This window comes from Mannheimia varigena, assembly GCF_013377235.1.
In the GTDB taxonomy this organism is placed as follows: domain Bacteria; phylum Pseudomonadota; class Gammaproteobacteria; order Enterobacterales; family Pasteurellaceae; genus Mannheimia; species Mannheimia varigena.
The window spans coordinates 2116199-2139787 of the sequence record NZ_CP016226.1 but is presented as its reverse complement, the minus strand read 5'-3'; the positions used below and the strand labels follow the sequence as shown (position 1 = coordinate 2139787).

Here is a 23589-nt window from a genome sequence, read left to right as displayed (position 1 = left end):
TTATTTCTTAAAATGCTTCTTATCTCAAAACATTTCTTTATAATAAGTGCTTTCTTGTTAACTAAATTTTCAAAAAAATCCTAGGAATTAACTTATGCCTAACGCCCTATTCCGTACCCACTTCCCCTTTTTTGAAAAAACGGATGGTTGGACATATTTAGACTCTGCCGCCACAACCCTAAAGCCTAATGTACTTATTCAAGCAACAAGTGAGTTTTACTCCTCTGCCGGTTCGGTGCATCGCAGTCAGTACGATTTGCCACAAACCAAACAGTATGAATTAGCTCGTGATCTGGTTGCAAAACGTTTTAATATAGAAACTCGTGAAGCAGTGATTTGGACGAGTGGCACAACCCAAAGTATTAATATAGTCGCTTATGGCTTAGAACATCGAATTAAGCAAGGTGATGAAATTGTGATTTCGGTGGCAGAACATCACGCCAATTTTATTCCTTGGCAGCAACTGGCAGAACGTACGGGAGCAAACCTTATTGTGTTGCCGCTAAATGAAAAGTATCAAATTGAGCCTGAAACACTTAAAAATGCTTTATCGGAAAAAACTAAAATTGTTGCCTTTAATTTGGTTTCTAATGTAACGGGCGTTCGACAAGCAGCAGAAGAACTCATTCCGATTATTCGCCAATCTTGCTCTGCTAAAATTATGTTGGATATTGCTCAAGCGGTGTGCTGTGAACAAATTGATGTAAATAAACTTAATGCAGATTTTTACGCATTCTCTGCCCACAAAATGTATGGCCCGAATGGCGTTGGGGTTCTTACAGGCAAATTGCAAAGTTTGGAAGAAATTAGACCGCTTGTATTCGGCGGAAAAATGCTGAAAAACATTACTGAAAGCGAATTAACTGTTGCCGAGTTACCTTATCGTTTGGAATCTGGCACACCTAACATTGCAGGTATCATTGGTTTTGGGCAAGTGCTAGCTTGGTTAGAAAAATGGGATTTTATACCGCTTAATCATCAACTTTATGCTTTAGCAGAATATACTCGCAAGCGGTTAAATTCCTACAAAAATTTGCAAATTATCGGTGAGCAGAATACACCTACTATCAGCTTTATAATTAAAGATCAGCACCCAGCAGATATTGCCGCTTTTCTTACTCAAAGCCATATTGCTATCCGCCACGGTGAACATTGTGCCAAACCTTATTTGCGTTATTTAGCCGAAGTTGGTACGGTAAGAATCTCACTTGCCCATTACAACACGAAAGAAGATGTAGAGCATTTTTTTAATGCTTTAGATTCCACACTCAAAATTTTGCAAGAAAGCTAAACAAAATCAAAAAATACGCATTTTTTAGTAGAACGAAAAGGCTGAATATTGTAATCTTTGCACCAGTTTTCAATTTAATATTTAATTTCTCAGCAAGGTGTTTTAAATGAGTAAACAAATTAAAAAAATCGCTGTATTAACTAGTGGTGGTGATGCACCAGGAATGAATGCTGCAATTCGTGGCGTAGTTAGAACCGCATTAAATGAAGGTTTAGCTGTCTGTGGTATTCAAGATGGATACTATGGACTTTACCATGATAAAGTTATCCCATTAGACAGACGTTCTGTGTCTGAAACTATCAATCGTGGTGGTACATTCTTAGGTTCAGCTCGTTTCCCTGATTTTAAACGTCCAGAAGTACGCAAAAAATGTGTTGAAACATTAAAAAAATACGATATCGATGCATTAGTGGTAATCGGTGGCGATGGCTCTTATATGGGAGCAAAATTATTAACTGAAGAATTCGGTTACCCATGTATCGGAATTCCTGGTACGATTGATAATGATATTGTTGGAACAGATTATACAATCGGCTATCAAACTGCATTAGAAACCGCATTAGATGCAATTGACCGTTTACGTGATACATCAAGTTCACACCAACGTATTTCTATTGTAGAGATTATGGGCCGCCACTGTGGCGATCTCACTTTAAGTGCTGCTATCGCTGGTGGTTGTGAATATGTAATTGTGCCAGAGAAAGGCTTAGATAAAGAATCTCTAATGAAGAGTATTGAAGATGGCTTCCACAAAGGTAAACGCCATTCTATCATAGCGATTACGGAATTAATGACAGATGTTCATACATTAGCAAAAGAAATCGAAGCACGTTTTGGAAATGAAACTCGAGCAACTGTATTAGGTCATATTCAACGCGGTGGTTCACCTTGTGCGTTTGACCGTATTTTAGCTTCTCGTATGGGGGTCTATGCGGTAGAATTATTGTTACAAGGTTTTGGCGGACACTGTGTAGGTATTCAAAATGAACAATTAGTTCACCACGATATTATTGATGCAATCAATAATATGCGCCGTCCATTTAAAGAAGAATTATACGAAACCTCTAGAAAATTATTCTAAGATTTCTTAAAATTTAAAGGCGACTATGTTAGTCGCCTTTTTTATTATTCAGTAAAAGGGAATCAAATGTTCAAAGAGAAACCTGTTATTTCAAATCAACACGGTGCGTTAGCAATGGCTATTCTACCGTTTATTTATGCTGTAATTGAAAGTGGATTCACACCTTTATATATTTTCTTTGGACTCTCCTGGCTATTTCTGTATTTTTTTTCTTATCCTTTTCTCTCTTTATTTAGTAAAAAACCAACCGAACGCAATAAAAAATGGGCGATAATTTATTTCGTTTTAAGCCTGCTTTTTGCTTTACCTATTCTCTACTCTAACCCCACTATTTTGCAATTTTTGTTGATAATTCTACCGCTTGGACTCATTCAAATTTACTTCGCAAAACAAAAGGATGAACGGAATCTATGGAATGATATTGCAGGTATTTTAACCTTTGGAATAATGGGCATGGCGGCGTACTATCTGCCAACAAGACAATATAACATTGAGATTTTACTCCACCCTACGCTCTTTTTTATTGCAACAACTTTCTATATAAAAAGTATGGTGCGAGAACGCAAAAATCCAATTTATATGGAAATAAGCATTGCGATACATTTACTCTTAGCTTTTACTTATTCATTAAGCCCTATGCAAGCGGTCTTTTTTGCCTATTTAATTGCAACTGTTAGAGCAATTATAGTGCCAAGTTTTGGATTAAATGTAAAACAGGTGGGAATGCTAGAATTCCCGATAATTGGGGTATTTTTAATCAGTTTAATATGGTAAAAAATACCCCTTAATCTACTTGATTAAGGGGTATATATTATTTCGCTCGAAAAACTTTTACATTATTAAAACCATTTTCTTTTAGATAAAGGGCTTGTAATTTACTCATTACCCCTCTCTGGCAATAAAGTAAATAATTTTTGCTTTGATCAAGTGTCGTAAAGTTGTTCGAAAGCTTATAAAACGGCATTTCTTTCACTTCAACCCCATCCAAGTGGAATGGGGTTTCATCTACTTCTTCAGGGCTACGAATATCTAAAATAATGTCATTAGCAGATAATTCACTCGTTGTTTCAACCGACACCACTTCTCTTTCAGTTTCTTGTGCAATTTCACGGATATCCAAATAAGTGGCATTTTGAACTGCCTGTTCTAGTATCTCAAAGTTAAAATTACCTTCCTCCTCCACTATTTTACTTTCAATTGCTTTTACCGTTGGGTTTTTCGAAATTACACCACAAAATTCCGGCATTGATTTCGCAATATCATCTGTACCGATCACTTTTGCCATCGCAATGATTTGCTCTTTATCATGGGTAATTAGAGGACGCAAAACCAAGGTGTCAGAGGCTTTATCAATGAGGCGTAAATTAGTCAGCGTTTGACTTGAAACCTGTCCTAATGCCTCGCCTGTTACAATCGCTTGAATATCAAAACGCTCGGCAATTTTGCTTGCTGCACGTACCATCATACGTTTTAATACCACGCCCATTTGACCGTTATCGACTTTTTCTAAAATCTCGCCAACTACATTTTCAAAATTAATTGCCACAAAGCGAACTTTATGCGAAGTGCTGTAACGGCTCCAGATATGATAAGCCATCTGTTTTACACCAATTTCGTGTGCTGCACCGCCTAAATTGAAGAAACAGTAATGCACACGAGAACCTCGGCGAATCAGCATATAGCTTGACACTCCTGAGTCAAAACCGCCTGAAATCAGCGAAAGCACATCTTCTTGCGTGCCGATTGGATAGCCACCAAGTCCTTGATAACGAGCCTTAATAAGCAACATTTTGTCATACTCAATATCAATACGCACCGTAACATCCGGATCTTTTAATTTCACTTTCGCATTCTCAATACGCTGATTCAAGCCGCCGCCAACATAACGCTCAACATCTAGCGAGCGGAAATCGTGCTTACCTTTACGGCGAACACGTACGCTAAAAGTTTTACCTTCTAACTCATCTTTTACTGCCGCATAGGTTTGCTCAAAAATATCGTGCATATCGGTAAATGGTGTTTCTTCCACTTCTAAAATATGGTGAATCCCCGGCGTGCGTTGTAATAACTCAAGTACAAGTGGAGCTTCTTCTGCCACTTTGGCTCGTACTTCAATAAAATCCCAATTCCGCACTACGGATACATTTTCCGTTTCTTTTAAAAGCACATTGCGGATATTAGAGGTTAAAATTTTGATAAAGCGTTTACGCACAGAATCGCTTTTAATCATAATTTCAGGAAAAAGTTTGATAATAAATTTCATATAAAGTCAGTTTGCTGTCAAAAAATGGAAGCTATTTTAGCGGTTTATTGCCGAAAAGCCTAGAAATTCAAAAAGAAATCCCCAATCGAAATTGGGGATTTGCAAAAAATTGTTCGTTTTATACCGCTTGTAAGTGGTTTTCGTAAGCCTGTAAGGTGTTTTGCATCAACATTGCTACCGTCATTGGACCAACGCCACCCGGTACTGGGGTTATAAAGCTTGCTTTTTGCGAGGCAACACTATATTCCACATCGCCTTTTAATTTACCGTCTGCTCCACGATTAATACCTACATCAATCACAATCGCCCCTTCTTTAATCCAATCACCCGGAATAAATTCAGGCTTACCTACCGCAACAACGAGAATATCAGCTTGGCGAACGTGGCTTTCTAAATCTTTAGTAAAGCGATGCGTAACTGTAACTGTACAACCGGCAAGCAACAATTCTAGTGCCATTGGGCGACCTACAATATTTGATGCCCCAACAATCACAGCGTGCTGACCGTATAAATCCATACCTGTAGTTTCAAGCAATTTCATTACACCATAAGGAGTACAAGAACGTAAAGTTGGAATACGCTGAGCCAAACGCCCCACATTATAAGGATGGAAACCGTCTACATCTTTATACGGAGCAATGGCTTCAATGACTTTAGTGGAATCAATCTGCTTTGGTAAAGGTAATTGTACCAAAATACCGTCCACACTCTCATCTTGATTAAGTTCTTCTATCAGTGAAAGTAATTCTGCTTCTGTTGCTTCTGCCGATAAATCGTAAGATTTAGATTCAATACCGATTTCTGCACAACTTTTACGCTTGCTACCAACATAAACTTGAGAGGCAGGATCAGCCCCCACTAAAATGACCGCAAGCCCCGGTTTGCGTTTACCTTGCTCAACATAATGAGTAATTTTTTCACTAATTCCTTTTTTAATTTTTGAGGCAATTTCACTCCCCGAAATAATCTGTGCAGTCATTTTTATCTCCCGAAACATTAATTGGCGAAAACGTTTGCTATTCTCTCAAAAAATTTACTTTTTGATAAGCTAATTTTAAATAGCGGATAAAGTTCAAGCATTCAAACAAACTTTCACAAAAAAAGATTGACTGTTAAATAAAGAATCTTATAATCACTCCATCATTTGTCGGCGAGTAGCGCAGCTTGGTAGCGCAACTGGTTTGGGACCAGTGGGTCGTAGGTTCAAATCCTATCTCGCCGACCACTTCTTTTTTATAAATCTCTGCGCCCTTAGCTCAGCTGGATAGAGCAACGCCCTTCTAAGGCGTGGGTCAAAGGTTCGAATCCTTTAGGGCGTGCCATTTATTCTATATCTAAAAACAATTTTCTGCTTATAGTAAACTAAATACTTTTAATATTTCATCAAAAATATAATTCTCAGCATTGGAATAATTACTTTTCTTCAAACGACATAGTGTTACCCGCCATAAGACAGGATCTTCAATTTTAATACTAACTAAATGTGGATCTTGATAATATTCCCCTGTTGCCAATGGAAGAATAGTTAAAATATCGGAATTAGATTTTGCCGTATAATATAAAAAATCCCAAGATGCTGATTCATAAACAATATCTGGGTGAATATTATGTCTTTCAAAAGACTCCTTTAGATGCTGATAAATCATAAAGGTTTTATCAAAAGTAACTATTTTCTCTTTATGCAGATCTTGCCAAGTAACACTTTTTTTCTGTGCTAAATGATGATTTGGGGAACAAAAAACGGACAATTCCGAGCGATAAATCTCAAAGGATTCAATAATTTTAGATGAAATATGCTCTGGATATAGCAAAGTCGCAAAATTGACATTACCCAATAATAATTCACTCTTTAATGAATACGCTCCCTGCTCTTTTACCTCAAACTCAATTTGAGGGTTATTTAAAATCAGTTCCGGCAAAATTTTAGGAAAAATAAGTGAAAGAATTAAAGGCGGAATACCAATGGAGATTTTCCCTGTAATTTCTTGCTCTTTATTATGCAAATTTCGATTCATCTGGTGATATTTTTCAAGCAATTCCTTCGCATCTCGATAATAGTTTTCACCAACATAGGTTAAACCACTGATTTTGCCATTTGCTCTTGTAAATAAAGCAACATCTTCCTGATGTTCAAATTCATTGATCATCATACTTAAAGCGGGCTGAGAAATATAAAGATTTTGTGACGTCCGACTTAAATTAAAGCCGTTTTCTACAATTCCAATAAAATAGCGCAAATGCTTGATATCCATTATTTCTCCTAGCCTATCTCTTATCTACTCACTTTGACAATATATGTCTCATTCATTTAATAGACACTAAAGTTTAACCAAAACCATAAAATTAATTTATAGATAAGTAAAAAAACTGTATTTTAAATTAACAAAACAAGCCACTACACTCTCTATCTAAAAGATAAGGTGAAAGCATTTCAATTTAGGCTTTATGAGCATAATCTGTCAATTTACTGAAGGTTATTGAGCAACTTGCTCTTTTATCTGCAATCAACTTTTAACCTTATATATAAATTTATTTTATCTTATAGGAGAGTGTTATGTCTAAATGTATTTCAATAGATAAGATCCGAAACCATTTCTTTGATGGTATGACCATAATGTCAGGTGGATTTATGGGGTGTGGAGCTCCCGAAATCATCATTAAAGAAATTTTAAATTTAGGAATTAAGGACATTACTCTGATTAGTAGCGATACAGCAATGATCGATACTGGAGTAGGTCCTTTAATTGTTAATGGGAGAGTGAAAAAACTCTACGCTTCACATATCGGTACAAATCCTGAAACAGGTAAACGTATGATTGCAGGTGAGATCGATGTTGAGCTTTGCCCACAAGGTACTCTTGCAGAACGTATTCGTGCAGGTGGTGCAGGCTTAGGTGGTTTCTTAACGCCAACCGGTGTTGGCACAGTGGTGGAAGAAGGCAAACAAAAAATCACTATAGATGGTGTTGAATACTTACTTGAACTGCCACTAAAGGCTGATGTAGCCATTATTAAAGCAGATATAGCCGATGAAAGTGGTAACTTAGTTTTTGCAGGTGCAGCTCGAAACTTCAATCCAATGATGGCGTTAGCTGCAAAAACTGTGATCGTGCAAGCTACAAACATCGTGAGAGTAGGTGAAATTGATCCAAATTTAGTAATGACCCCTGCTGCGGTTGTAGATTACATCGTACAAGGATAATGAAAGGAGAATAACAATGAATGCTAAAGAAATTATTGCCCGCCGTATTGCCCTAGAATTTAAAGACGGAGATATCGTTAATCTTGGTATTGGTTTACCCACTATGGTAGCGAACTATGTTCCAAGTGATATTTCTATCACTCTACAATCTGAAAATGGTTTTTTAGGCTTGGCTGCCTTTGATCCTGAAAATCCTGATGAAAACATCGTCAATGCCGGTGGTCAACCTTGTTCAATCCAAACCGGTGGTATGTTCTTTGATAGTAGTTACTCATTCGCTCTTATCCGTGGTGGTCATGTCGATGCTTGCGTACTTGGTGGTTTAGAAGTCGATCAAGAGGCAAACCTAGCTAATTGGATGGTACCAGGGAAAATGGTTCCTGGAATGGGTGGAGCAATGGATTTAGTGACTGGTTCCCGTCGAGTCATTATTGGAATGGAACATTGTGCTAAAACCGGTACTTCAAAAATCTTGAAAAAATGCACGCTACCTTTAACCGCACGTAATAAAGTCCATCTAGTGGTTACCGAGCTTGCGGTATTTGAATTTATCGACGGTAAATTAACCCTAACTGAAATTGCCGAAGGCTATGATTTAGAGACTGTTAAAGCTAAAACCGAAGCAGAATTTATCGTTTCTCCAAACTTAAAAATAATGCCACTAGCAGGTATGTAATGGGGCTATTATGATCAGTCGTATCTCCCGATTCATGACGACTATCGTCAGTAAATATATGCCAGAACCATTGGTTTTGGCAGTATTACTCAGCATTGTTATTTTCTTCTGGGCATTTAGTGTAACAGAACATAGCGCCAGTTCACTAGTTGAGATGTGGGGTAATGGTTTCTGGAATCTACTCGCATTCTCTATGCAAATGGCAATGGTAGTGGTAACGGGTAATGCTCTTGCTTCCGCACCGCAAATTCGCCGTTTCTTAGGTACAGCAGCTTCTGTAGCAAAAACACCAACTCAAGGGGTAATGCTTGTTACATTTATGAGCTGTGTTGCTTGTACTATCAACTGGGGCTTTGGCTTAGTTGTAGGTGCTATGTTTGCGAAAGAAGTTGCCCGTCGTATTAAAGGTGTAGATTATGCTCTTTTAATCGCTTGTGCTTATATTGGCTTTATGACTTGGGGTGGAGGTTTCTCTGGTTCTATGCCATTACAAGCAGCAACACCAAATAATCCAATCGCACGTTTCATCACAGATAGCAACTATACTGACGGTATCATTCCTGTCACACAGACTCTTCTGACAGGTTATAACATCTTTATCGTTGTAATGTTGATTATCTGCTTACCATTCATCACTCGTATGATGCATCCGAAAGCAGATGAAATCAAAACCATTGATCCTCGTTTATTACAAGAAGATCCGGATTTCAGCAAAAAATTAGATGCTGATGCAACCGTTGCTGAGAAAATTGAAGAAAGTCGTATTCTGGCTTACATCATATCTGGTACAGGTTTTGCCTATTTAGCAATGTATTTTGTAGACAAAGGTTTTAACCTCACTATCAATATTGTGAACTTCATCTTCTTGATAGTTGGTTTAGCATTACATAGTTCACCAGCAGCTTATGTTCGTGCAGTAACCAATGCAGCTCGTAGTACTGCTGGTATTCTGATTCAGTTCCCATTCTATGCAGGTATGCAATTAATGATGGAACATTCAGGCTTAGGTGGCATGATCACTCAGTTCTTCGTGGATATCTCAAATAAAGATACTTTCCCAATCTTAACTTTCTTTAGCTCTGCATTAGTGAACTTTGCGGTTCCATCAGGTGGTGGTCACTGGGTAGTACAAGGTCCATTCGTAATTCCCGCAGCACAAGAATTAGGTGCTGATTTAGGCAAAGCAGTAATGGGGATTGCATACGGCGATATGTGGGCAAATATGGCTCAACCATTCTGGGCATTACCAGCCCTCGGTATTGCAGGGTTAGGTGTACGTGACATTATGGGTTACTGCATGACAGTACTCATCTTTACTACACCAATCTTTGTCATAGGACTCTATTTTCTTTAACTAGTAAAACAAGCGGTTATTTTTAGCAAAAAAATTGCAATATTTAATCGCTTGTTATTGTAAGAGAAGCGAGAGCTTTTCTAATTAACAGAAGGAAAACATTATGAAAAATGTCGTTATTGCAAGTGCGGTACGTACCGCAATCGGTAGTTTTGGCGGTTCTTTATCCGGTGTATCAGCGGTTGAGCTTGGTACAACTGTAATTAAGTCAGCGATTGAAAAATCAGGCATAGATATTGCTGCCGTCGATGAAGTGATTATGGGTAATGTTTTGCAAGCAGGTCTTGGACAAAACCCTGCTCGCCAAGCGTTATTACGTGCGGAAATTGCTCAAGAAGTTCCAGCTTATACTGTCAATAAGGTATGTGGCTCAGGCTTAAAAGCAGTGGCGTTAGCTACACAGGCAATTAAAGCGGGTGATGCCAATATCATTGTCGCAGGTGGTATGGAAAATATGAGCCAGGCTCCATACTTATTAGATTCTAAATCTCGCTGGGGATATCGTTTAGGTGATGCGAAAGTTCAAGATGTGATCTTATCTGATGGCTTAATGTGTGCAGAAAATCACTACCATATGGGTATTACAGCCGAAAATGTAGCGAAAAAATATGGTATCACCCGTGAAATGCAAGATGAATTAGCACTTGCTTCTCAGCAAAAAGCGACAGCGGCAATTCAATCCGGTGCATTTAAAAATGAGATCGTGCCATTAAACATCAAAATCAAACGTAAAGATGTTGTTTTTGATACTGATGAGTTTGTAAAACAAGATTCTACTCTTGATGCGTTAGCAGGTCTTCGCACTGCTTTTGATAAAGAAGGGACAGTGACTGCAGGTAATGCATCAGGTATTAACGATGGTGCGGCAGCATTAGTTATCGTAGAGGAAGAAACTGCAAAATCATTAGGTTTAAATATTCTTGCTCGTATAAGAGGCTACGCAAGTGGTGGAGTTGCTCCGGATATTATGGGTATGGGACCAGTTCCAGCAACTTTAAATGCATTGAAAAAAGCAGGCTTACAATTAAACGATATTGATTTAATTGAAGCAAACGAAGCATTTGCAGCACAATTCTTAGCAGTGGGCAAAGAATTAAACTTTGCTCCTGAAAAAGTAAACGTAAACGGTGGTGCGATTGCACTTGGTCACCCAATAGGTGCAAGTGGCGCTCGTATTTTAGTTACCTTGTTACATGCAATGCATACTCGTGATAAACAATTTGGTTTAGCAACATTATGTATTGGTGGTGGTCAAGGTATCGCATTGATCGTTGAACGTGTTTAATCCATAAATTTTGATGTGAGTTGGTGGGTTTACGCTCACCAACAAATTTAATAAAACAGAAGGAAAATTCTATGTCTAAAAAAACAGCATTAGTAACAGGTGCAGCAAGTGGTATTGGCTTAGCAGTTTGTGAAAGCCTTGCAACTGAAGATTTAAATATTGTCATGGTGGATGTAAACGAAGAAGCGTTAAAAGAGCATTCCGCAAGACTTGGTGCCGCTTTCATTAAAGCAGATCTTTCAAAACGTGAAGGTTGCCAAGCTGCAGTTAAATTTGCTGCTGAGAAATTTGGCGGCGTAGATATCTTAGTAAACGTTGCCGGCATTCAAAATGTTTGCTCAATCGAAGAATTCCCTGAAGATAAATGGGACTTTATGATCAACTTAATGCTTACTGCCCCGTTCTTATTAACCAAATACAGTTGGAAGTATATGAAAGCAAAAAATTGGGGGCGTATCATTAATTTAAATTCAATCCACGGTTTAGTCGCTTCTGATTATAAATCAGCTTATGTTTCAGCCAAACACGGTTTATCAGGTTTAACCAAAACGGCTGCATTAGAAGGTGGCCAGTTTGGTATTACCGTGAACTCTATCTGCCCTGCTTATGTTCGCACCCCATTAGTAGATAAACAAATTGCTGACCAAGCGAAAAACCACGGTATTTCAGAAGAAGAAGTGATTAGCAAGATTATGCTAGCGAACGCTGCAGTGAAACGTCTAATTGAGCCAAAAGAGTTAGGTGAATTTGTGAAATTCTTATGCTCTGATGCTGCAGCATCTATCTCAGGTGCAACCTTGACTATGGACGGCGGTTGGACTGCTCGTTAATCGACAAAATTGAGGAATAATCCTTAAATTTCATGGGTGCATGCTAATGGTAAAGGCACCATTATTAATCAGGGTGCTTTTATACGCACCCTTATATTTCTAGGAGATTTATATGTTAAGTTTAATTGGCATTTTTGTCGGCTTAGTACTATTGATGTATCTTGCATTCCGAGGTTATTCAATCGTTTGGATTGCACCGTTATGTGCTGCTGTGGTTGCCTTTACAGGGGATCTAGACGTACTGGATGCCTATTTAGATAGCTATATGACAGGTTTGGTCGGCTTTGTGAAAGCCTGGTTTCCTGCTTTCTTACTAAGCGCGATTTTTGGTAACTTAATGGACGTGAGCGGAGGAGCTAAATCTATCGCCTCTTGGCTAACTAAAGCATTAGGCACCAAAAGTGCGATTGCATCAATCGTATTAGGCTGTGCATTATTAACTTATGGCGGTGTGAGTTTATTCGTAGTCGTATTTGCAGTATATCCTCTAGCATTAGCAGTATTTAAAGAAGCGAATATTACTCGTCGCCTAATTCCTGGCACTATCGCATTAGGCGCATTTACTTTCACTATGACAGCTTTACCGGGTTCACCACAGATTCAAAACTTAATTCCAACACGCTATTTCCATACCGATGCAATGGCTGCACCATTCATGGGGCTTGTTGCAACCGCATTTTTATTCTTTGGCGGTATTGCCTACCTTGAAATGCGTCGTAAAAAATACGTAGCAAATGGTGAATTTTTTGTAGAACCTACGGAAGGAATAGAAAAAGTAACCGATGAAAAATTACCGAATCCACTTTTAGCCATTTTGCCATTAATTACTGTTATTGTCGTATTAAACTTTGTACCAGAATTAATCGGTTTAAAAAATAGCGACCCTAAAAATATCGTAATTGCCTTACTAGCGGGTATTGCACTAGTTATATTGCTCAGCTTAAACAAACGAGATAAGTTTATTCCTGCAATAGGTAAAGGTGCAAATGGTGCAGTAGGGGCAATTATCAATACGGCAGCGGCAGTAGGTTTTGGTAGCGTAGTTCGTATGGCACCGGGATTTGAACATTTAACTATAATGATCTTAAATATCCCGGGTAGTCCATTAATTTCACTTTCTATTGCGGTTAATATCTTAGCAGGAGCAACGGGCTCTGCTTCAGGCGGTATGGGTATTGCGTTAGAAGCTCTTGGTGAGAAATACCTACAAATTGCCCAACAATTCGGAATTTCACCGGATGCGATGCACCGTGTTTCATCACTTTCATCTGGCGGTTTAGATACTATGCCACATAACGGTGCGGTATTAACCTTATTGAGTAATACTGGAATGACTCATAAAGATTCCTACCTGGAAATCGCGGTAACATCTTTCCTTATGCCAATTCTTGCAACCATATTAGTGATTACATTATATAGTTTATTTGGTATAGCATAATTTAAAAAAATTGGATAATGCTCTACTCCCAAAAGTTAGACTGATTTAATTTAAGGACTGAGTTCTGTATTCCACAGGGCTGAGTCCTTTTAGCTTCACTTGAATACGATCATTGTTGTAGTAATGAATGTAATCGTGAATTATTTATTCACAAGCGGTTTATTTTTATGACTTTTTACACAGATAGCACCTATAAAAAAACCATTTAGTTTTTTATAACTAAATGGTTTTAGTGCTCAAGCATTACAAAAATTATGCCGCAAACGGATCTCTTAGAATCATTGTTTCTACACGGTCTGGACCAGTTGAAAGAATATCTACTGGTACACCGACTAGTTCTTCAATGCGTTTGATGTAATCTAACGCAGCTTGCGGTAGTTCTTCACGTTTAGTTACACGGAAGGTATTTTCAGACCAGCCAGGCATTGTTTCGTAAATTGGTTCAACGCCTTCCCAGTCTTTAGCAGCAAGTGGTGCATATTCCACAATTTTGCCGTTTGGCATTTTATATGCTGTACAGATTTTTAACTCTTTGAAACCGTCTAACACATCAAGTTTGGTCATACAGAAACCTGAAATTGAGTTAATTTGCACGGCACGGCGAACCGCCACAGCATCAAACCAACCACAACGGCGAGGTCGACCAGTTACTGCACCAAATTCGTTACCTTTACGAGCGATTTCCGCACCTACGTCATCGAATAATTCAGTAGTGAATGGGCCACTTCCTACACGAGTACAGTAGGCTTTGATGATACCAAGCACATAATCCAAGTGACGAGGACCATAACCAGAACCTGTCGCTACGCCACCAGCCGTGGTATTTGAGCTAGTTACGAACGGATAAGTACCATGGTCAATGTCTAACATTGTGCCTTGAGCCCCTTCAAAGAGGATATTGTCACCATTTTCACGAGCTTCGTGTAACAATGTTGTTACGTCTGCCACCATTCCGGTGATGACATCGGCAATCGCAAAAACATCATCTAAAGTTTTTTGATAATCTACCGCTTCTACTTTGTAGTAGTTCACTAATTGGAAATTGTAGTAGTCTAAAATATCTTTTAATTTAGCCGCAAAATGTTCTTTATCAAACAAATCGCTTACACGCAAACCACGACGAGCAACTTTATCTTCATAAGCTGGACCGATACCACGCCCGGTTGTACCGATTTTGTTTTTACCAAGTGCCGATTCACGAGCGTGATCCATCGCAACGTGGTAAGGTAAAATTAACGGGCAAGCCTCTGAGATTTTTAAACGCTCACGCACATTAATGCCACGCTCTTCTAATTCGCCCATCTCTTTCATTAACGCTTCCGGCGAAAGCACCACACCGTTACCGATTAAGCAAGTTACGTTATCGCGTAAAATACCAGATGGAATAAGACGAAGGACAGTTTTCTCACCATTAATGATTAGCGTATGCCCTGCGTTATGACCGCCTTGGTAACGCACTACATACTTTACACGATCTGTTAATAAATCAACAATTTTGCCTTTGCCCTCATCGCCCCACTGGGCCCCGAGAATCGCAACACTTTTACCCATAGAAAATGCCTCTTTAAATTAGAATGAACAGTGATAACCTATTATAATGGTATATTGCAAGCGGTCAATTTATCACAAAAAATTACAAAATTTTTATTAAAATTAACCGCTTGTAATCACCTAAATAGGTAAAAAAATCAAAACCCGATACTAGATCGGGTTTTATAGATACAACTATTTTGTAGGAGCTTGCATAAAGCGTAAAAACTCACTATTTGGCTTCAATAACATCATATTATTCTGCCCTTCAGCAAAGCTATCTTCATACGCTTTTAAACTTCGAATAAAGCTATAAAATTCCGGCTCATTACCAAACGCCTCTGAATAGAGTTTTGCTGCTTGAGCATCACCTTCGCCTCGTAATGTTTGAGCCGTTTTATTAGCATTCGCTAAAATTAAAGTAACTTTTTTATCTACCTCAGCACGAATAATTTCTGCCTTTTCATTACCTTGTGAACGGTGTTCGCGAGCAACCGCATCACGCTCTGCACGCATACGTTGATAAATAGAAGCAGAGACCTCGTTCGGTAAGTTGATCTGTTTAACACGTACATCAACGACTTTCATACCTAAACGTTCTGTGCCATCTTCGCCAGTATTCAATGCTTTTTGAGCCCCGGCCATTAATTCACCACGAGATCCTGAAACAATATCTTTAATCGTGCGAGAACCAATTTCAGAACGCAGACGGTCGCTAACTTTACGACGTAATAAATCAGCTGCTTTTTGATAATCGCCACCTGTTGAGGTGTAGAATTGACCAAAATCACTAATTCGCCATTTCACATAGGAATCTACCAAGAGGTCTTTTTTCTCTACCGTTACAAAGCGGTCTTCTTGACCATCTAGCGTTTGAATACGGGCATCTAACACTTTCAAGCTATCAATAAATGGCATTTTGAAATGAATACCCGGTTGGTAAACCACCACTTTTTGATCGCTATCACGATGAACTTTATTAAAACGTAACATAATGCCACGTTCGCCTTCGTTCACAATAGTTACTGATTGCAGTACAACAAATGCTACCACAGCCAGCACAGGTAATAATAATTTACGCATTATTAAAATCTCCCTTTACGAGTTTGGTCTATTTGCTGCTCTGTTGGTTGTGACTGAACCTGAGTTCTTGGTTGAACAACCGGTGGCGATGTAACTTGTGTTTGTGCTGGTGCAACTTTTTGTTGATCAACTTTAGGAGCTGATGAATTATTCATTAACTTATCAAAAGGTAATACGTTTAAATTATTGCCTGATGAATCCATCACGACTTTAGGTGTGTTTTTCATCACTTTTTCCATCGTTTGGATATATAAACGCTCACGAGTCAGCTCTGGCGAAGCCTTGTATTCGGGTAATAATTGGCTTAAACGTTCCACTTCCCCTTTTGCATTTAACACAACAGCTTCTTTATAAGCTTCTGCTTGTTCAATAGTACGCTGTGCTTGACCGCGTGCAATTGGCTCTTCCCCTCTTGCATAAGCTTCAGCTTCACGAATTAAACGTTGCTCATCTTCTTGTGCTTTAATCGCATCATCAAATGCCGCCTTTACATCTTCAGGTGGACGAGCGTATTGGAAGTTCACATCCGTTACCAACAGGCCCATATCATAAGTTTTGATAATATCACGCAACGTACTCCAGGTTCTTTCACGCACCGTTGCACGACCTGTAGTTAGAATTTCGTCCATAGTCATATGACCGATCACATAACGTAACGCACTGTCTGTAGCTTGTTTTAAGCTCTCATCAGGGTTGCTCACGCTAAATAGATATTTGGCAGGATCTTCTACACGATACTGAACCGTCATCTCAACTTGAACCATATTTTCATCTTGAGTAAGCATTGAACCACTCGTATTTAACTCAGAAACACGTTCTATGTTTACTCTAGTTACAGAATCAATAAAGGTTGGTTTCCAGTTCAAACCCGGCATAACGATATTATCAAGTTTACCTAAACGGGTAACTACACCTCGTTCTGCCTCTTGTACAGTATAAAATCCTGAACCAGCCCAAACCACAGCAGTAAGGCCTAAAATAACAGGTAAAAGTTTGCTAAAGCCAGCACTATTTGGATTACGAGAGCCATTATTAGGTGATTTCCCCCCACCCATTTTTTTCATTAAATTGCTGAAAACTTCTTCTAAATCAGGTGGTTGCTGTTCGTTTCGTTGATTATTAGTTGGTCCTTGTTGTGAATCTTGAGCAGGACCTTGCTCTTGATCTTGTTGTTCAGGCTTCGGTTCAGATCTTCTCTGTCCCGGCTTCCCCCAAGGGTCTTGCTGATTACCTGATTCATTCCACGACATAAATATCTCCAAAAATAAAATCCAATCGCACTTTAAAATTTAAAACGCAAGTTAAGAATTGTACCTATTTAGTTATCATTTGACTAGGCTTATCTTATAAAACAAGCGGTCTTTTTTTACTATTTTTTTGCAGATTTACCCTTGTGCAAGCAATATTCAAATCACAAAAAAAGAGGGCGATAAATTCGCCCTATTTCTACTTTAATTTAATTATAACGCTTGTTTAATAAATTCAGCCATTTGTGCGTGTGGCAAAGCACCAACTTGCTGTGCAACAACCTCACCGTTTTTAAATAAAAGTAAAAATGGAATGCTACGTACGCCGAATTGTGCCGCCACATTTGGATTCTCATCTACGTTCATTTTTGCAATTTTTACTTTGCCTTCAAATTGTGGATCAACTGATAACTCGTCAAGCACAGGTCCGATCATGCGGCAAGGACCACACCACGGTGCCCAGAAATCTAATAATACAGGCACATCTGACTTTAAAACGTCTTGTTCAAATGTTGCGTCTGTTGTGTGAATAACATTACTCATAAATTTGTCCTTAATATCTAACTAAAAAAGAAACGCCCTAACTGATTACGAGTTAAGGCGTACAGCTTTCACTAAGATAGTGATTAATCAATAAAATTTCAAGTAAGATTTACCGATTACATCAATCACTATTCATTTTCTAATTCTTTATTTTCATCTTTTGGTAGAATTAAATTCAAAATGAGAGCAAATAGTGAGCCAACAGTAATACCCGAGCCAAATACTTCTTTTACAAAAGAAGGGAGTTTATCTAATAACTCTGGGCGAGTAGTCACCGCTAAGCCACAACCAATTGAAATCGCAATAATTAGCCCGTTACGTTTTGAACGTTCTACCTTGTCTAACATCTGGATACCTGCTGCAATAATCATCGCAAACATCATCAAGCCTGCCCCACCTAAAACCGGGGTTGGAATAGACACAATCAATGCCCCAAACCAAGGGAAAATACCGGCTAATACCAATAAACCGCCCATCACAGTAACAACATAGCGGCTTGCCACACCAGTTAAAGAAATCACACCGATATTTTGGGCGAATGATGAAAACGGTGTGGTAGACATAATTGCCGCAAAGGCTGAGCCTAAACCATCACACAACACGCCACCACGTAAATGTTTACCTGTAATTTCTGTTTGCGTCGCATTTCCTAACGCTAAAAAGTTACCACTTGATTCCACAATTGTGACTAAATAAGCAATACTCATCCCAATAATGCCTGAAATTGGGAAAGCGAGACCAAAATGCAATGGCTGTGGAATTGCTACTACATCGGCTGATTTCACATTATCAAAGTTGATCCAACCTAAGGCCAAAGCCACTACATAGCCTATCATCATACCAATCACAATTGCAGCTGCTGAAAAAATGCCTTTGCCCCATTGTACTAAAATCACAACTAACACCAGTACAAAAGTCGCCATTGCAAGATTTGCAGGATCAGCATAATGGGCATCACCTCTTTGACCGCCTGCAAACCAATCCACTGCCACAGGAATTAAACTCAAACCGATCATCATTACTACTACACCTGTTACTACAGGTGGGAAAAGTTTACGCACATAAGGCATAAAAAAGCTGCCGACAATCATCACAAGAGAACCAACTAATGACGCTCCCATAATCCCTGCGACACCATGTTCACTAAAGCCAATAGCAAGTGCTGCCGCTACAAAGGTAAAACTTGTTCCCATTACACTCGGTAAACGCAAGCCGATAGGGCCAATACCTTGACATTGAATAATCGTTACAATACCCGAAACTAATAACGCTGCATTAACTAAAACAATAATATCTGCGGCAGGTAAATTTAGCACATTACCAATTACTAGCGGCACGGCAATAATGCCACCAAGTGCCGCTAACAAATGTTGTGCTGCAAGAAGGAGCGTTAAACCGAACGGAGGTTTAGAATCAACAGGGTAAAGAATTTTTTGCATAAATGCCTCAAACAAATTAAAAAAATTGGGGCGAATTATACAGTTTAAAAACCACTTAAGCAATCGATTGCGCAATCGATTTATCAAACAAGAGTAATAGCTCTAACAATTATTAATAATATCTAAGATAGTAAATAAAAAATGCACCTTAAAATGACAATTCTAAGGTGCAATTAAATTGAAATTACTGCAATTATACTTACTTTAATAAAGACTTATCACGCACCGCACCTTTATCGGCTGAGGTGGCGAAATGTCCGAACACTTTTAACGCAAAAGAGACTTCACGCTCACGGCTAACCGGTTTCCACGCTTTGTCGCCACGAGCTTCCATTTCTGCACGGCGAGCAGCAAGCTCTTCGTCTGAAATCATCAGATTGATTGAACGGTTTGGAATGTCGATGGAAACCGTATCACCATCGTTAATTAACGCAATCGCACCGCCTGAAGCCGCTTCCGGTGAAGCATGTCCGATGGATAAACCCGATGTACCGCCCGAGAAGCGTCCGTCAGTTAATAAGGCACATTTTTTACCTAATCCCATTGATTTTAAGTAGCTGGTTGGGTAAAGCATCTCTTGCATTCCTGGGCCACCCTTCGGGCCTTCGTAGCGAATGATTACGATATGCCCTTCTTTTACTTTGCCGCCCAAAATGCCTGCAACCGCATCTTCTTGGCTTTCAAATACGATGGCTTCACCGGTGAATTTCCAAATAGATTCATCTACGCCAGCAGTTTTAACGATACAGCCGTCTTCAGCGATATTACCGAACAACACCGCTAAACCGCCCTCTTTGGTGACAGCATTTTCTACGTTGCGAATACAGCCATTTTCACGGTCATCATCAACCGTATCCCAACGGCAATCTTGCGAGAAGGCTTTGGTGGTACGAATACCTGCCGGACCAGCACGGAAGAATTTGTGTAACTCTTCGTCGTTGTTGCGGATAATGTCGTATTGGTTCAGCTGCTCTTCAATCGTCAATCCTAATACGGTTTTAACGTGGCGGTGAATTAAGCCTGCACGATCTAATTCGCCCAATAAGCCCATAATACCACCGGCACGGTGAACGTCTTCCATATGGTATTTGTTGGTGTTTGGAGCAATTTTACTTAAGCACGGCACCACACGAGAAAGACGGTCGATGTCTGCCATTTTGAAATCTACACCCGCTTCTTGAGCTGCCGCCAATAAGTGAAGTACCGTGTTACTTGAACCGCCCATTGCAATGTCTAAGCTCATTGCGTTTTCAAAGGCATCAAAGGTAGCGATAGAACGTGGCAACACGCTGGCATCATCTTCTTGGTAATATTTACGGCAAAGTTCGACAATTTCACGCCCTGCTTTTAAGAATAATTCTTTGCGGTCTGCGTGGGTAGCAAGCATTGAACCGTTGCCCGGCAAACTTAACCCTAAGGCTTCGGTTAAACAGTTCATTGAGTTTGCAGTAAACATTCCTGAACAAGAACCGCAGGTTGGGCAAGCATGTTTTTCAATCGCATCAATACGCTCATCAGACACATTTGGGTCGGCACTTTCGATCATCGCATCAACCAAGTCTAAACGAATTAATTGATCGGAAAGTTTGGTTTTACCGGCTTCCATTGGTCCGCCTGAAACGAAAATAGTCGGAATATTCAAACGCATTGCCGCCATTAACATTCCCGGGGTGATTTTGTCGCAGTTGGAAATACAAACCATCGCATCGGCACAGTGAGCATTCACCATATATTCCACGCTGTCGGCAATCAAATCACGGCTTGGTAAGGAATAAAGCATTCCACCGTGCCCCATTGCGATACCGTCATCCACCGCAATGGTGTTAAATTCTTTCGCCACACCACCGGCTTTTTCGATTTCCGCCGCTACTAATTGCCCCATATCTTTGAGATGAACGTGCCCCGGCACGAACTGGGTAAACGAGTTCACCACCGCAATAATCGGCTTGCCGAAATCCCCTTCTTTCATTCCGGTGGCACGCCATAAAGCACGAGCCCCCGCCATATTACGACCTTGAGTAGAAGTCGCTGAACGTAAAATAGGCATAATCTTCTCCAATTTTTATTAATGTTGTGTTTAAAAAATGCTTCATTCTACTTGAATTTTCAAGCAAGCGGTAATTTTTTTCTGATGTTTTGCAAATACGATTTTGCAAGCAAAATGGGATTATAACGAGAGGAAAAATAGAGAAAATTTGCCGTGACGTTTGCCACGGCAAAAATAGATTTATAGGGAAATATCTAACTTATCATAAGCTCGGCGAGCTTTTTCTAACGCTTTTTCCGTGCTTTCATCTCGGGCTAAAATCACACCCAAACGGCGATGCCCGTTCACTTCGCCTTTACCGAATAAGCGGATATTCGTGCCGATTTCTTCCAACACTTTGTCTAAGCCGCCAAAACGCACGTTATCCGATTTGCCTTCCACCACAATCGCTTTAGAAGCAGCTGGGCTGATACGGTAAATTTCTGGAATTGGCAAGCCGAGAATAGCTCGGGCGTGTAAGGCGAATTGCGACAGTTCTTGCGATGCCATTGTCACCATGCCAGTGTCGTGTGGACGAGGTGAAACTTCGTTGAAAATAATTTCATCACCGCAGACAAAAAGCTCCACGCCGAAAATACCACGACCGCCCAATGCCCCTGTGATTTTCTCCGCCGTTTCTTGAGCTCTTTTCAGGGCAATCTCAGACATCTGTTGTGGCTGCCAAGATTCACGATAATCGCCGTCAATTTGGATATGCCCGATTGGAGCTAAAAATGAAGTGCCGAGAATATGGCGAACCGTGAGCTGGGTGATTTCATAATCAAATTTGATAAAGCCTTCCACAATCACACGCCCGCCGCCGGCACGTCCACCTTGTTGTGAATAATCCCAGGCTGGTTGAATGTCAGCTTCCGATTTGATCACCGACTGACCGTGCCCTGAAGAAGACATAATCGGCTTCACCACACAAGGAATGCCGATTTCGCTAATCGCTTGCTGGAATTGCTCGAAATTATCCACAAAGCGGTATGGCGAGGTTTTTAAACCAAGTTCTTCCGCTGCTAAACGGCGAATGCCCTCACGGTTCATTGTAAGCTGTGCTGCTTTCGCCGTTGGCACAACGTTGTAGCCCTCTTTTTCCAATTCTACCAAAGTTGCAGTGGCAATCGCTTCCACTTCCGGCACGATAAAATCCGGTTTCTCTTTCTCCACCAAAGCTCGTAACGCTTCGCCATCAAGCATTGAAATGGTGTAAGCACGATGAGCAACTTGTTGAGCCGGAGCGTTTTCATAGCGATCCACAGCGATCACTTCCACGCCCAAGCGTTGTAATTCGATCACCACTTCTTTGCCAAGCTCGCCCGAACCGAGCATCATCACTTTAGTTGCATTTGGTCTTAACGGTGTGCCGAGTGTTGTCATTTTCTTTCTCCTTTACATTTAAAGCAAACGATTGCGTATTAATATTATACCTGAAATCCCTCAGTAAGAGCTAGGTTTACAAGCGGTGATATTTTTGAAATTTTTTACAAATAGCTTTTACGTTCAAACAAAAATGCCGAGCTATTGCTCGGCATTTAATTCAAGAAGGGGCTATTTCACACCTTGTTTAATTAATTCATTATAGCCACCGTGATTGACCACGTTGCTATAGCCTAATTTTTTCAGCTCATTAAGAGCCACTTCTGCACACTGACCGGAACGGCAATAAAGATGGATAGGCTGAGTTTTATCAACGGTAACTTGCGAAATCTGTTTAGCAATTTCAGTCTGGCTGATATTTAATGCCCCACTTAAATGACCTTGCTGAAATTCTTCTGCCGAACGCACATCAATCCAAATACCCTCGGCTTTAGCTGCTTGTATTTGGGGTGCAGAAGTTTGTTCTGCACTCAAATTCAGCGGAAAAGCACAAGCTAATCCTAGCATCCAGATCCATTTTTTCATTTCAATCACCTATTTTTGCTGTTCAACCGCCTCTAAAGCTCGTAGCGCATAAGTGTAAGCAGCACCTGCATTTAATGCAATAGCGGTTGCCAATGCACCGGCAATTTCGCTTTCCGTTGCACCGGCTTTTGCCGCTTCTTCTGCGTGTACGCTAATGCAACTCTCGCAACGGGTAGTTACCGCTACCGCCAAGGCAATCAGCTCTCTAGTTTTGTGATCTAAGGCTTCTGCTGCCGCTGCTGTTCCTAATGCTTTATAAGCCTCTAACATTTTAGGGTGTTTCTGCCCTAATTTGCCGAAAGATTGTTTAACGTGAGCAGTATGCTCTGACCAATTTTGAAAAGATGACATAATAATTTCTCCATAATGAACTGTAAAATTCAAAGCTATTTT

Annotated in this window: 21 protein-coding genes, 2 tRNA genes and 1 pseudogene; 11 read left to right on the top strand and 13 right to left on the bottom strand. The window is 39.8% G+C overall.

The window, feature by feature from the left end; all coding sequences use genetic code 11:
* Positions 1-94 precede the first annotated feature (94 nt).
* From A6B40_RS10080 to A6B40_RS10070, 3 genes are all read left to right on the top strand, one after another.
* Positions 95-1291, top strand: a complete 1197-nt coding sequence (locus A6B40_RS10080; RefSeq protein WP_176672292.1) for an aminotransferase class V-fold PLP-dependent enzyme — start codon at positions 95-97, stop codon at positions 1289-1291.
* A gap of 106 nt (positions 1292-1397) precedes the next feature.
* A complete protein-coding gene (gene pfkA, locus A6B40_RS10075) occupies positions 1398-2372 on the top strand; it encodes a 6-phosphofructokinase (protein WP_025216972.1) in 975 nt (324 codons plus the stop codon).
* 66 nt (positions 2373-2438) lie between these two features.
* Entirely contained in the window at positions 2439-3146 is a 708-nt protein-coding gene (locus tag A6B40_RS10070) for a YwiC-like family protein (protein WP_025216971.1), read from the top strand.
* A 37-nt stretch (positions 3147-3183) separates the two neighbouring features.
* Here the strand turns inward: A6B40_RS10070 and thiI are convergent, their stop codons facing one another.
* Together thiI and folD are read right to left on the bottom strand one after the other, a co-directional pair.
* Complete coding sequence (gene thiI / locus A6B40_RS10065) at positions 3184-4635, bottom strand: tRNA uracil 4-sulfurtransferase ThiI (protein ID WP_025216970.1); 1452 nt, start codon at positions 4633-4635, stop codon at positions 3184-3186.
* A gap of 118 nt (positions 4636-4753) precedes the next feature.
* The gene (gene folD / locus A6B40_RS10060; RefSeq protein ID WP_176672291.1) at positions 4754-5614 is read right to left on the bottom strand and encodes a bifunctional methylenetetrahydrofolate dehydrogenase/methenyltetrahydrofolate cyclohydrolase FolD; all 861 of its coding nucleotides are present in this window, start codon (positions 5612-5614) and stop codon (positions 4754-4756) included.
* A gap of 169 nt (positions 5615-5783) precedes the next feature.
* Between folD and A6B40_RS10055 the strand changes: the two genes are divergently transcribed.
* Together A6B40_RS10055 and A6B40_RS10050 are read left to right on the top strand one after the other, a co-directional pair.
* A tRNA-Pro gene (locus tag A6B40_RS10055) sits at positions 5784-5860 on the top strand.
* A 20-nt stretch (positions 5861-5880) separates the two neighbouring features.
* Positions 5881-5957 (top strand) — tRNA-Arg (locus A6B40_RS10050).
* Between the two features lie 30 nt (positions 5958-5987).
* On the opposite strand, the gene A6B40_RS10045 is transcribed toward A6B40_RS10050, so the two are convergent.
* On the bottom strand, positions 5988-6887 hold the full coding sequence (locus A6B40_RS10045; RefSeq protein WP_025216968.1) for a LysR family transcriptional regulator: 900 nt from the start codon (positions 6885-6887) through the stop codon (positions 5988-5990).
* 302 nt (positions 6888-7189) lie between these two features.
* Between A6B40_RS10045 and atoD the strand changes: the two genes are divergently transcribed.
* The 6 genes from atoD to A6B40_RS10015 all read left to right on the top strand — a co-directional run bounded on the left by atoD (position 7190) and on the right by A6B40_RS10015 (position 13420).
* Positions 7190-7837, top strand: coding sequence for an acetate CoA-transferase subunit alpha (atoD, locus tag A6B40_RS10040; protein ID WP_025216967.1), 648 nt, complete (start codon positions 7190-7192; stop codon positions 7835-7837).
* A 16-nt stretch (positions 7838-7853) separates the two neighbouring features.
* Entirely contained in the window at positions 7854-8513 is a 660-nt protein-coding gene (locus tag A6B40_RS10035) for a 3-oxoacid CoA-transferase subunit B (protein WP_176672290.1), read from the top strand.
* Between the two features lie 10 nt (positions 8514-8523).
* Entirely contained in the window at positions 8524-9867 is a 1344-nt protein-coding gene (locus A6B40_RS10030) for a TIGR00366 family protein (RefSeq protein WP_025342784.1), read from the top strand.
* Between the two features lie 103 nt (positions 9868-9970).
* Positions 9971-11152, top strand: a complete 1182-nt coding sequence (locus A6B40_RS10025) for an acetyl-CoA C-acetyltransferase (RefSeq protein WP_025216964.1) — start codon at positions 9971-9973, stop codon at positions 11150-11152.
* 71 nt (positions 11153-11223) lie between these two features.
* Positions 11224-11982 (top strand): 3-hydroxybutyrate dehydrogenase, encoded by a 759-nt coding sequence (locus A6B40_RS10020; protein WP_025216963.1) that lies wholly within the window; start codon positions 11224-11226, stop codon positions 11980-11982.
* A 112-nt stretch (positions 11983-12094) separates the two neighbouring features.
* Positions 12095-13420 (top strand): GntP family permease, encoded by a 1326-nt coding sequence (locus A6B40_RS10015; protein WP_025216962.1) that lies wholly within the window; start codon positions 12095-12097, stop codon positions 13418-13420.
* Positions 13421-13465: 45 nt separating this feature from the next.
* Here the strand turns inward: A6B40_RS10015 and A6B40_RS10010 are convergent.
* The 10 genes and pseudogenes from A6B40_RS10010 to A6B40_RS09965 all read right to left on the bottom strand — a co-directional run.
* A pseudogene (locus A6B40_RS10010) lies at positions 13466-13561 on the bottom strand (IS3 family transposase); the annotation flags it as partial.
* A 111-nt stretch (positions 13562-13672) separates the two neighbouring features.
* The gene (gene purA, locus A6B40_RS10005; protein ID WP_025216961.1) at positions 13673-14971 is read right to left on the bottom strand and encodes an adenylosuccinate synthase; all 1299 of its coding nucleotides are present in this window, start codon (positions 14969-14971) and stop codon (positions 13673-13675) included.
* 174 nt (positions 14972-15145) lie between these two features.
* Positions 15146-16033 (bottom strand): protease modulator HflC, encoded by an 888-nt coding sequence (gene hflC, locus A6B40_RS10000; RefSeq protein ID WP_025216960.1) that lies wholly within the window; start codon positions 16031-16033, stop codon positions 15146-15148.
* A 2-nt stretch (positions 16034-16035) separates the two neighbouring features.
* A complete protein-coding gene (gene hflK / locus A6B40_RS09995) occupies positions 16036-17283 on the bottom strand; it encodes an FtsH protease activity modulator HflK (RefSeq protein ID WP_176672289.1) in 1248 nt (415 codons plus the stop codon).
* A 210-nt stretch (positions 17284-17493) separates the two neighbouring features.
* The gene (gene trxA / locus A6B40_RS09990; protein WP_025247495.1) at positions 17494-17823 is read right to left on the bottom strand and encodes a thioredoxin; all 330 of its coding nucleotides are present in this window, start codon (positions 17821-17823) and stop codon (positions 17494-17496) included.
* Between the two features lie 128 nt (positions 17824-17951).
* Entirely contained in the window at positions 17952-19262 is a 1311-nt protein-coding gene (locus A6B40_RS09985; protein ID WP_112110748.1) for a nucleobase:cation symporter-2 family protein, read from the bottom strand.
* Between the two features lie 199 nt (positions 19263-19461).
* Positions 19462-21309, bottom strand: a complete 1848-nt coding sequence (ilvD, locus tag A6B40_RS09980; protein WP_176672288.1) for a dihydroxy-acid dehydratase — start codon at positions 21307-21309, stop codon at positions 19462-19464.
* Between the two features lie 180 nt (positions 21310-21489).
* Positions 21490-22671 (bottom strand): formate-dependent phosphoribosylglycinamide formyltransferase, encoded by a 1182-nt coding sequence (gene purT / locus A6B40_RS09975; RefSeq protein WP_176672287.1) that lies wholly within the window; start codon positions 22669-22671, stop codon positions 21490-21492.
* Between the two features lie 171 nt (positions 22672-22842).
* A complete protein-coding gene (locus A6B40_RS09970) occupies positions 22843-23196 on the bottom strand; it encodes a rhodanese-like domain-containing protein (RefSeq protein ID WP_176672286.1) in 354 nt (117 codons plus the stop codon).
* A 9-nt stretch (positions 23197-23205) separates the two neighbouring features.
* The gene (locus tag A6B40_RS09965) at positions 23206-23547 is read right to left on the bottom strand and encodes a carboxymuconolactone decarboxylase family protein (protein WP_025216953.1); all 342 of its coding nucleotides are present in this window, start codon (positions 23545-23547) and stop codon (positions 23206-23208) included.
* Positions 23548-23589: the final 42 nt, after the last annotated feature.

Bases quoted from the DNA above. Each gene is read 5' to 3' on its own strand.
- purT (WP_176672287.1), bottom strand. From the start codon at position 22,671: ATGACAACACTCGGCACACCGTTAAGACCAAATGCAACTAAAGTGATG.
- A6B40_RS10020 (WP_025216963.1), top strand. From the start codon at position 11,224: ATGTCTAAAAAAACAGCATTAGTAACAGGTGCAGCAAGTGGTATTGGC.
- A6B40_RS10045 (WP_025216968.1), bottom strand. From the start codon at position 6,887: ATGGATATCAAGCATTTGCGCTATTTTATTGGAATTGTAGAAAACGGC.
- A6B40_RS10080 (WP_176672292.1), top strand. From the start codon at position 95: ATGCCTAACGCCCTATTCCGTACCCACTTCCCCTTTTTTGAAAAAACG.
- A6B40_RS10025 (WP_025216964.1), top strand. From the start codon at position 9,971: ATGAAAAATGTCGTTATTGCAAGTGCGGTACGTACCGCAATCGGTAGT.
- pfkA (WP_025216972.1), top strand. From the start codon at position 1,398: ATGAGTAAACAAATTAAAAAAATCGCTGTATTAACTAGTGGTGGTGAT.
- A6B40_RS10030 (WP_025342784.1), top strand. From the start codon at position 8,524: ATGATCAGTCGTATCTCCCGATTCATGACGACTATCGTCAGTAAATAT.
- A6B40_RS09965 (WP_025216953.1), bottom strand. From the start codon at position 23,547: ATGTCATCTTTTCAAAATTGGTCAGAGCATACTGCTCACGTTAAACAA.
- hflC (WP_025216960.1), bottom strand. From the start codon at position 16,033: ATGCGTAAATTATTATTACCTGTGCTGGCTGTGGTAGCATTTGTTGTA.
- A6B40_RS10070 (WP_025216971.1), top strand. From the start codon at position 2,439: ATGTTCAAAGAGAAACCTGTTATTTCAAATCAACACGGTGCGTTAGCA.
- A6B40_RS09970 (WP_176672286.1), bottom strand. From the start codon at position 23,196: ATGAAAAAATGGATCTGGATGCTAGGATTAGCTTGTGCTTTTCCGCTG.
- thiI (WP_025216970.1), bottom strand. From the start codon at position 4,635: ATGAAATTTATTATCAAACTTTTTCCTGAAATTATGATTAAAAGCGAT.
- trxA (WP_025247495.1), bottom strand. From the start codon at position 17,823: ATGAGTAATGTTATTCACACAACAGACGCAACATTTGAACAAGACGTT.
- atoD (WP_025216967.1), top strand. From the start codon at position 7,190: ATGTCTAAATGTATTTCAATAGATAAGATCCGAAACCATTTCTTTGAT.
- A6B40_RS10035 (WP_176672290.1), top strand. From the start codon at position 7,854: ATGAATGCTAAAGAAATTATTGCCCGCCGTATTGCCCTAGAATTTAAA.
- A6B40_RS09985 (WP_112110748.1), bottom strand. From the start codon at position 19,262: ATGCAAAAAATTCTTTACCCTGTTGATTCTAAACCTCCGTTCGGTTTA.
- purA (WP_025216961.1), bottom strand. From the start codon at position 14,971: ATGGGTAAAAGTGTTGCGATTCTCGGGGCCCAGTGGGGCGATGAGGGC.
- A6B40_RS10015 (WP_025216962.1), top strand. From the start codon at position 12,095: ATGTTAAGTTTAATTGGCATTTTTGTCGGCTTAGTACTATTGATGTAT.
- ilvD (WP_176672288.1), bottom strand. From the start codon at position 21,309: ATGCCTATTTTACGTTCAGCGACTTCTACTCAAGGTCGTAATATGGCG.
- hflK (WP_176672289.1), bottom strand. From the start codon at position 17,283: ATGTCGTGGAATGAATCAGGTAATCAGCAAGACCCTTGGGGGAAGCCG.
- folD (WP_176672291.1), bottom strand. From the start codon at position 5,614: ATGACTGCACAGATTATTTCGGGGAGTGAAATTGCCTCAAAAATTAAA.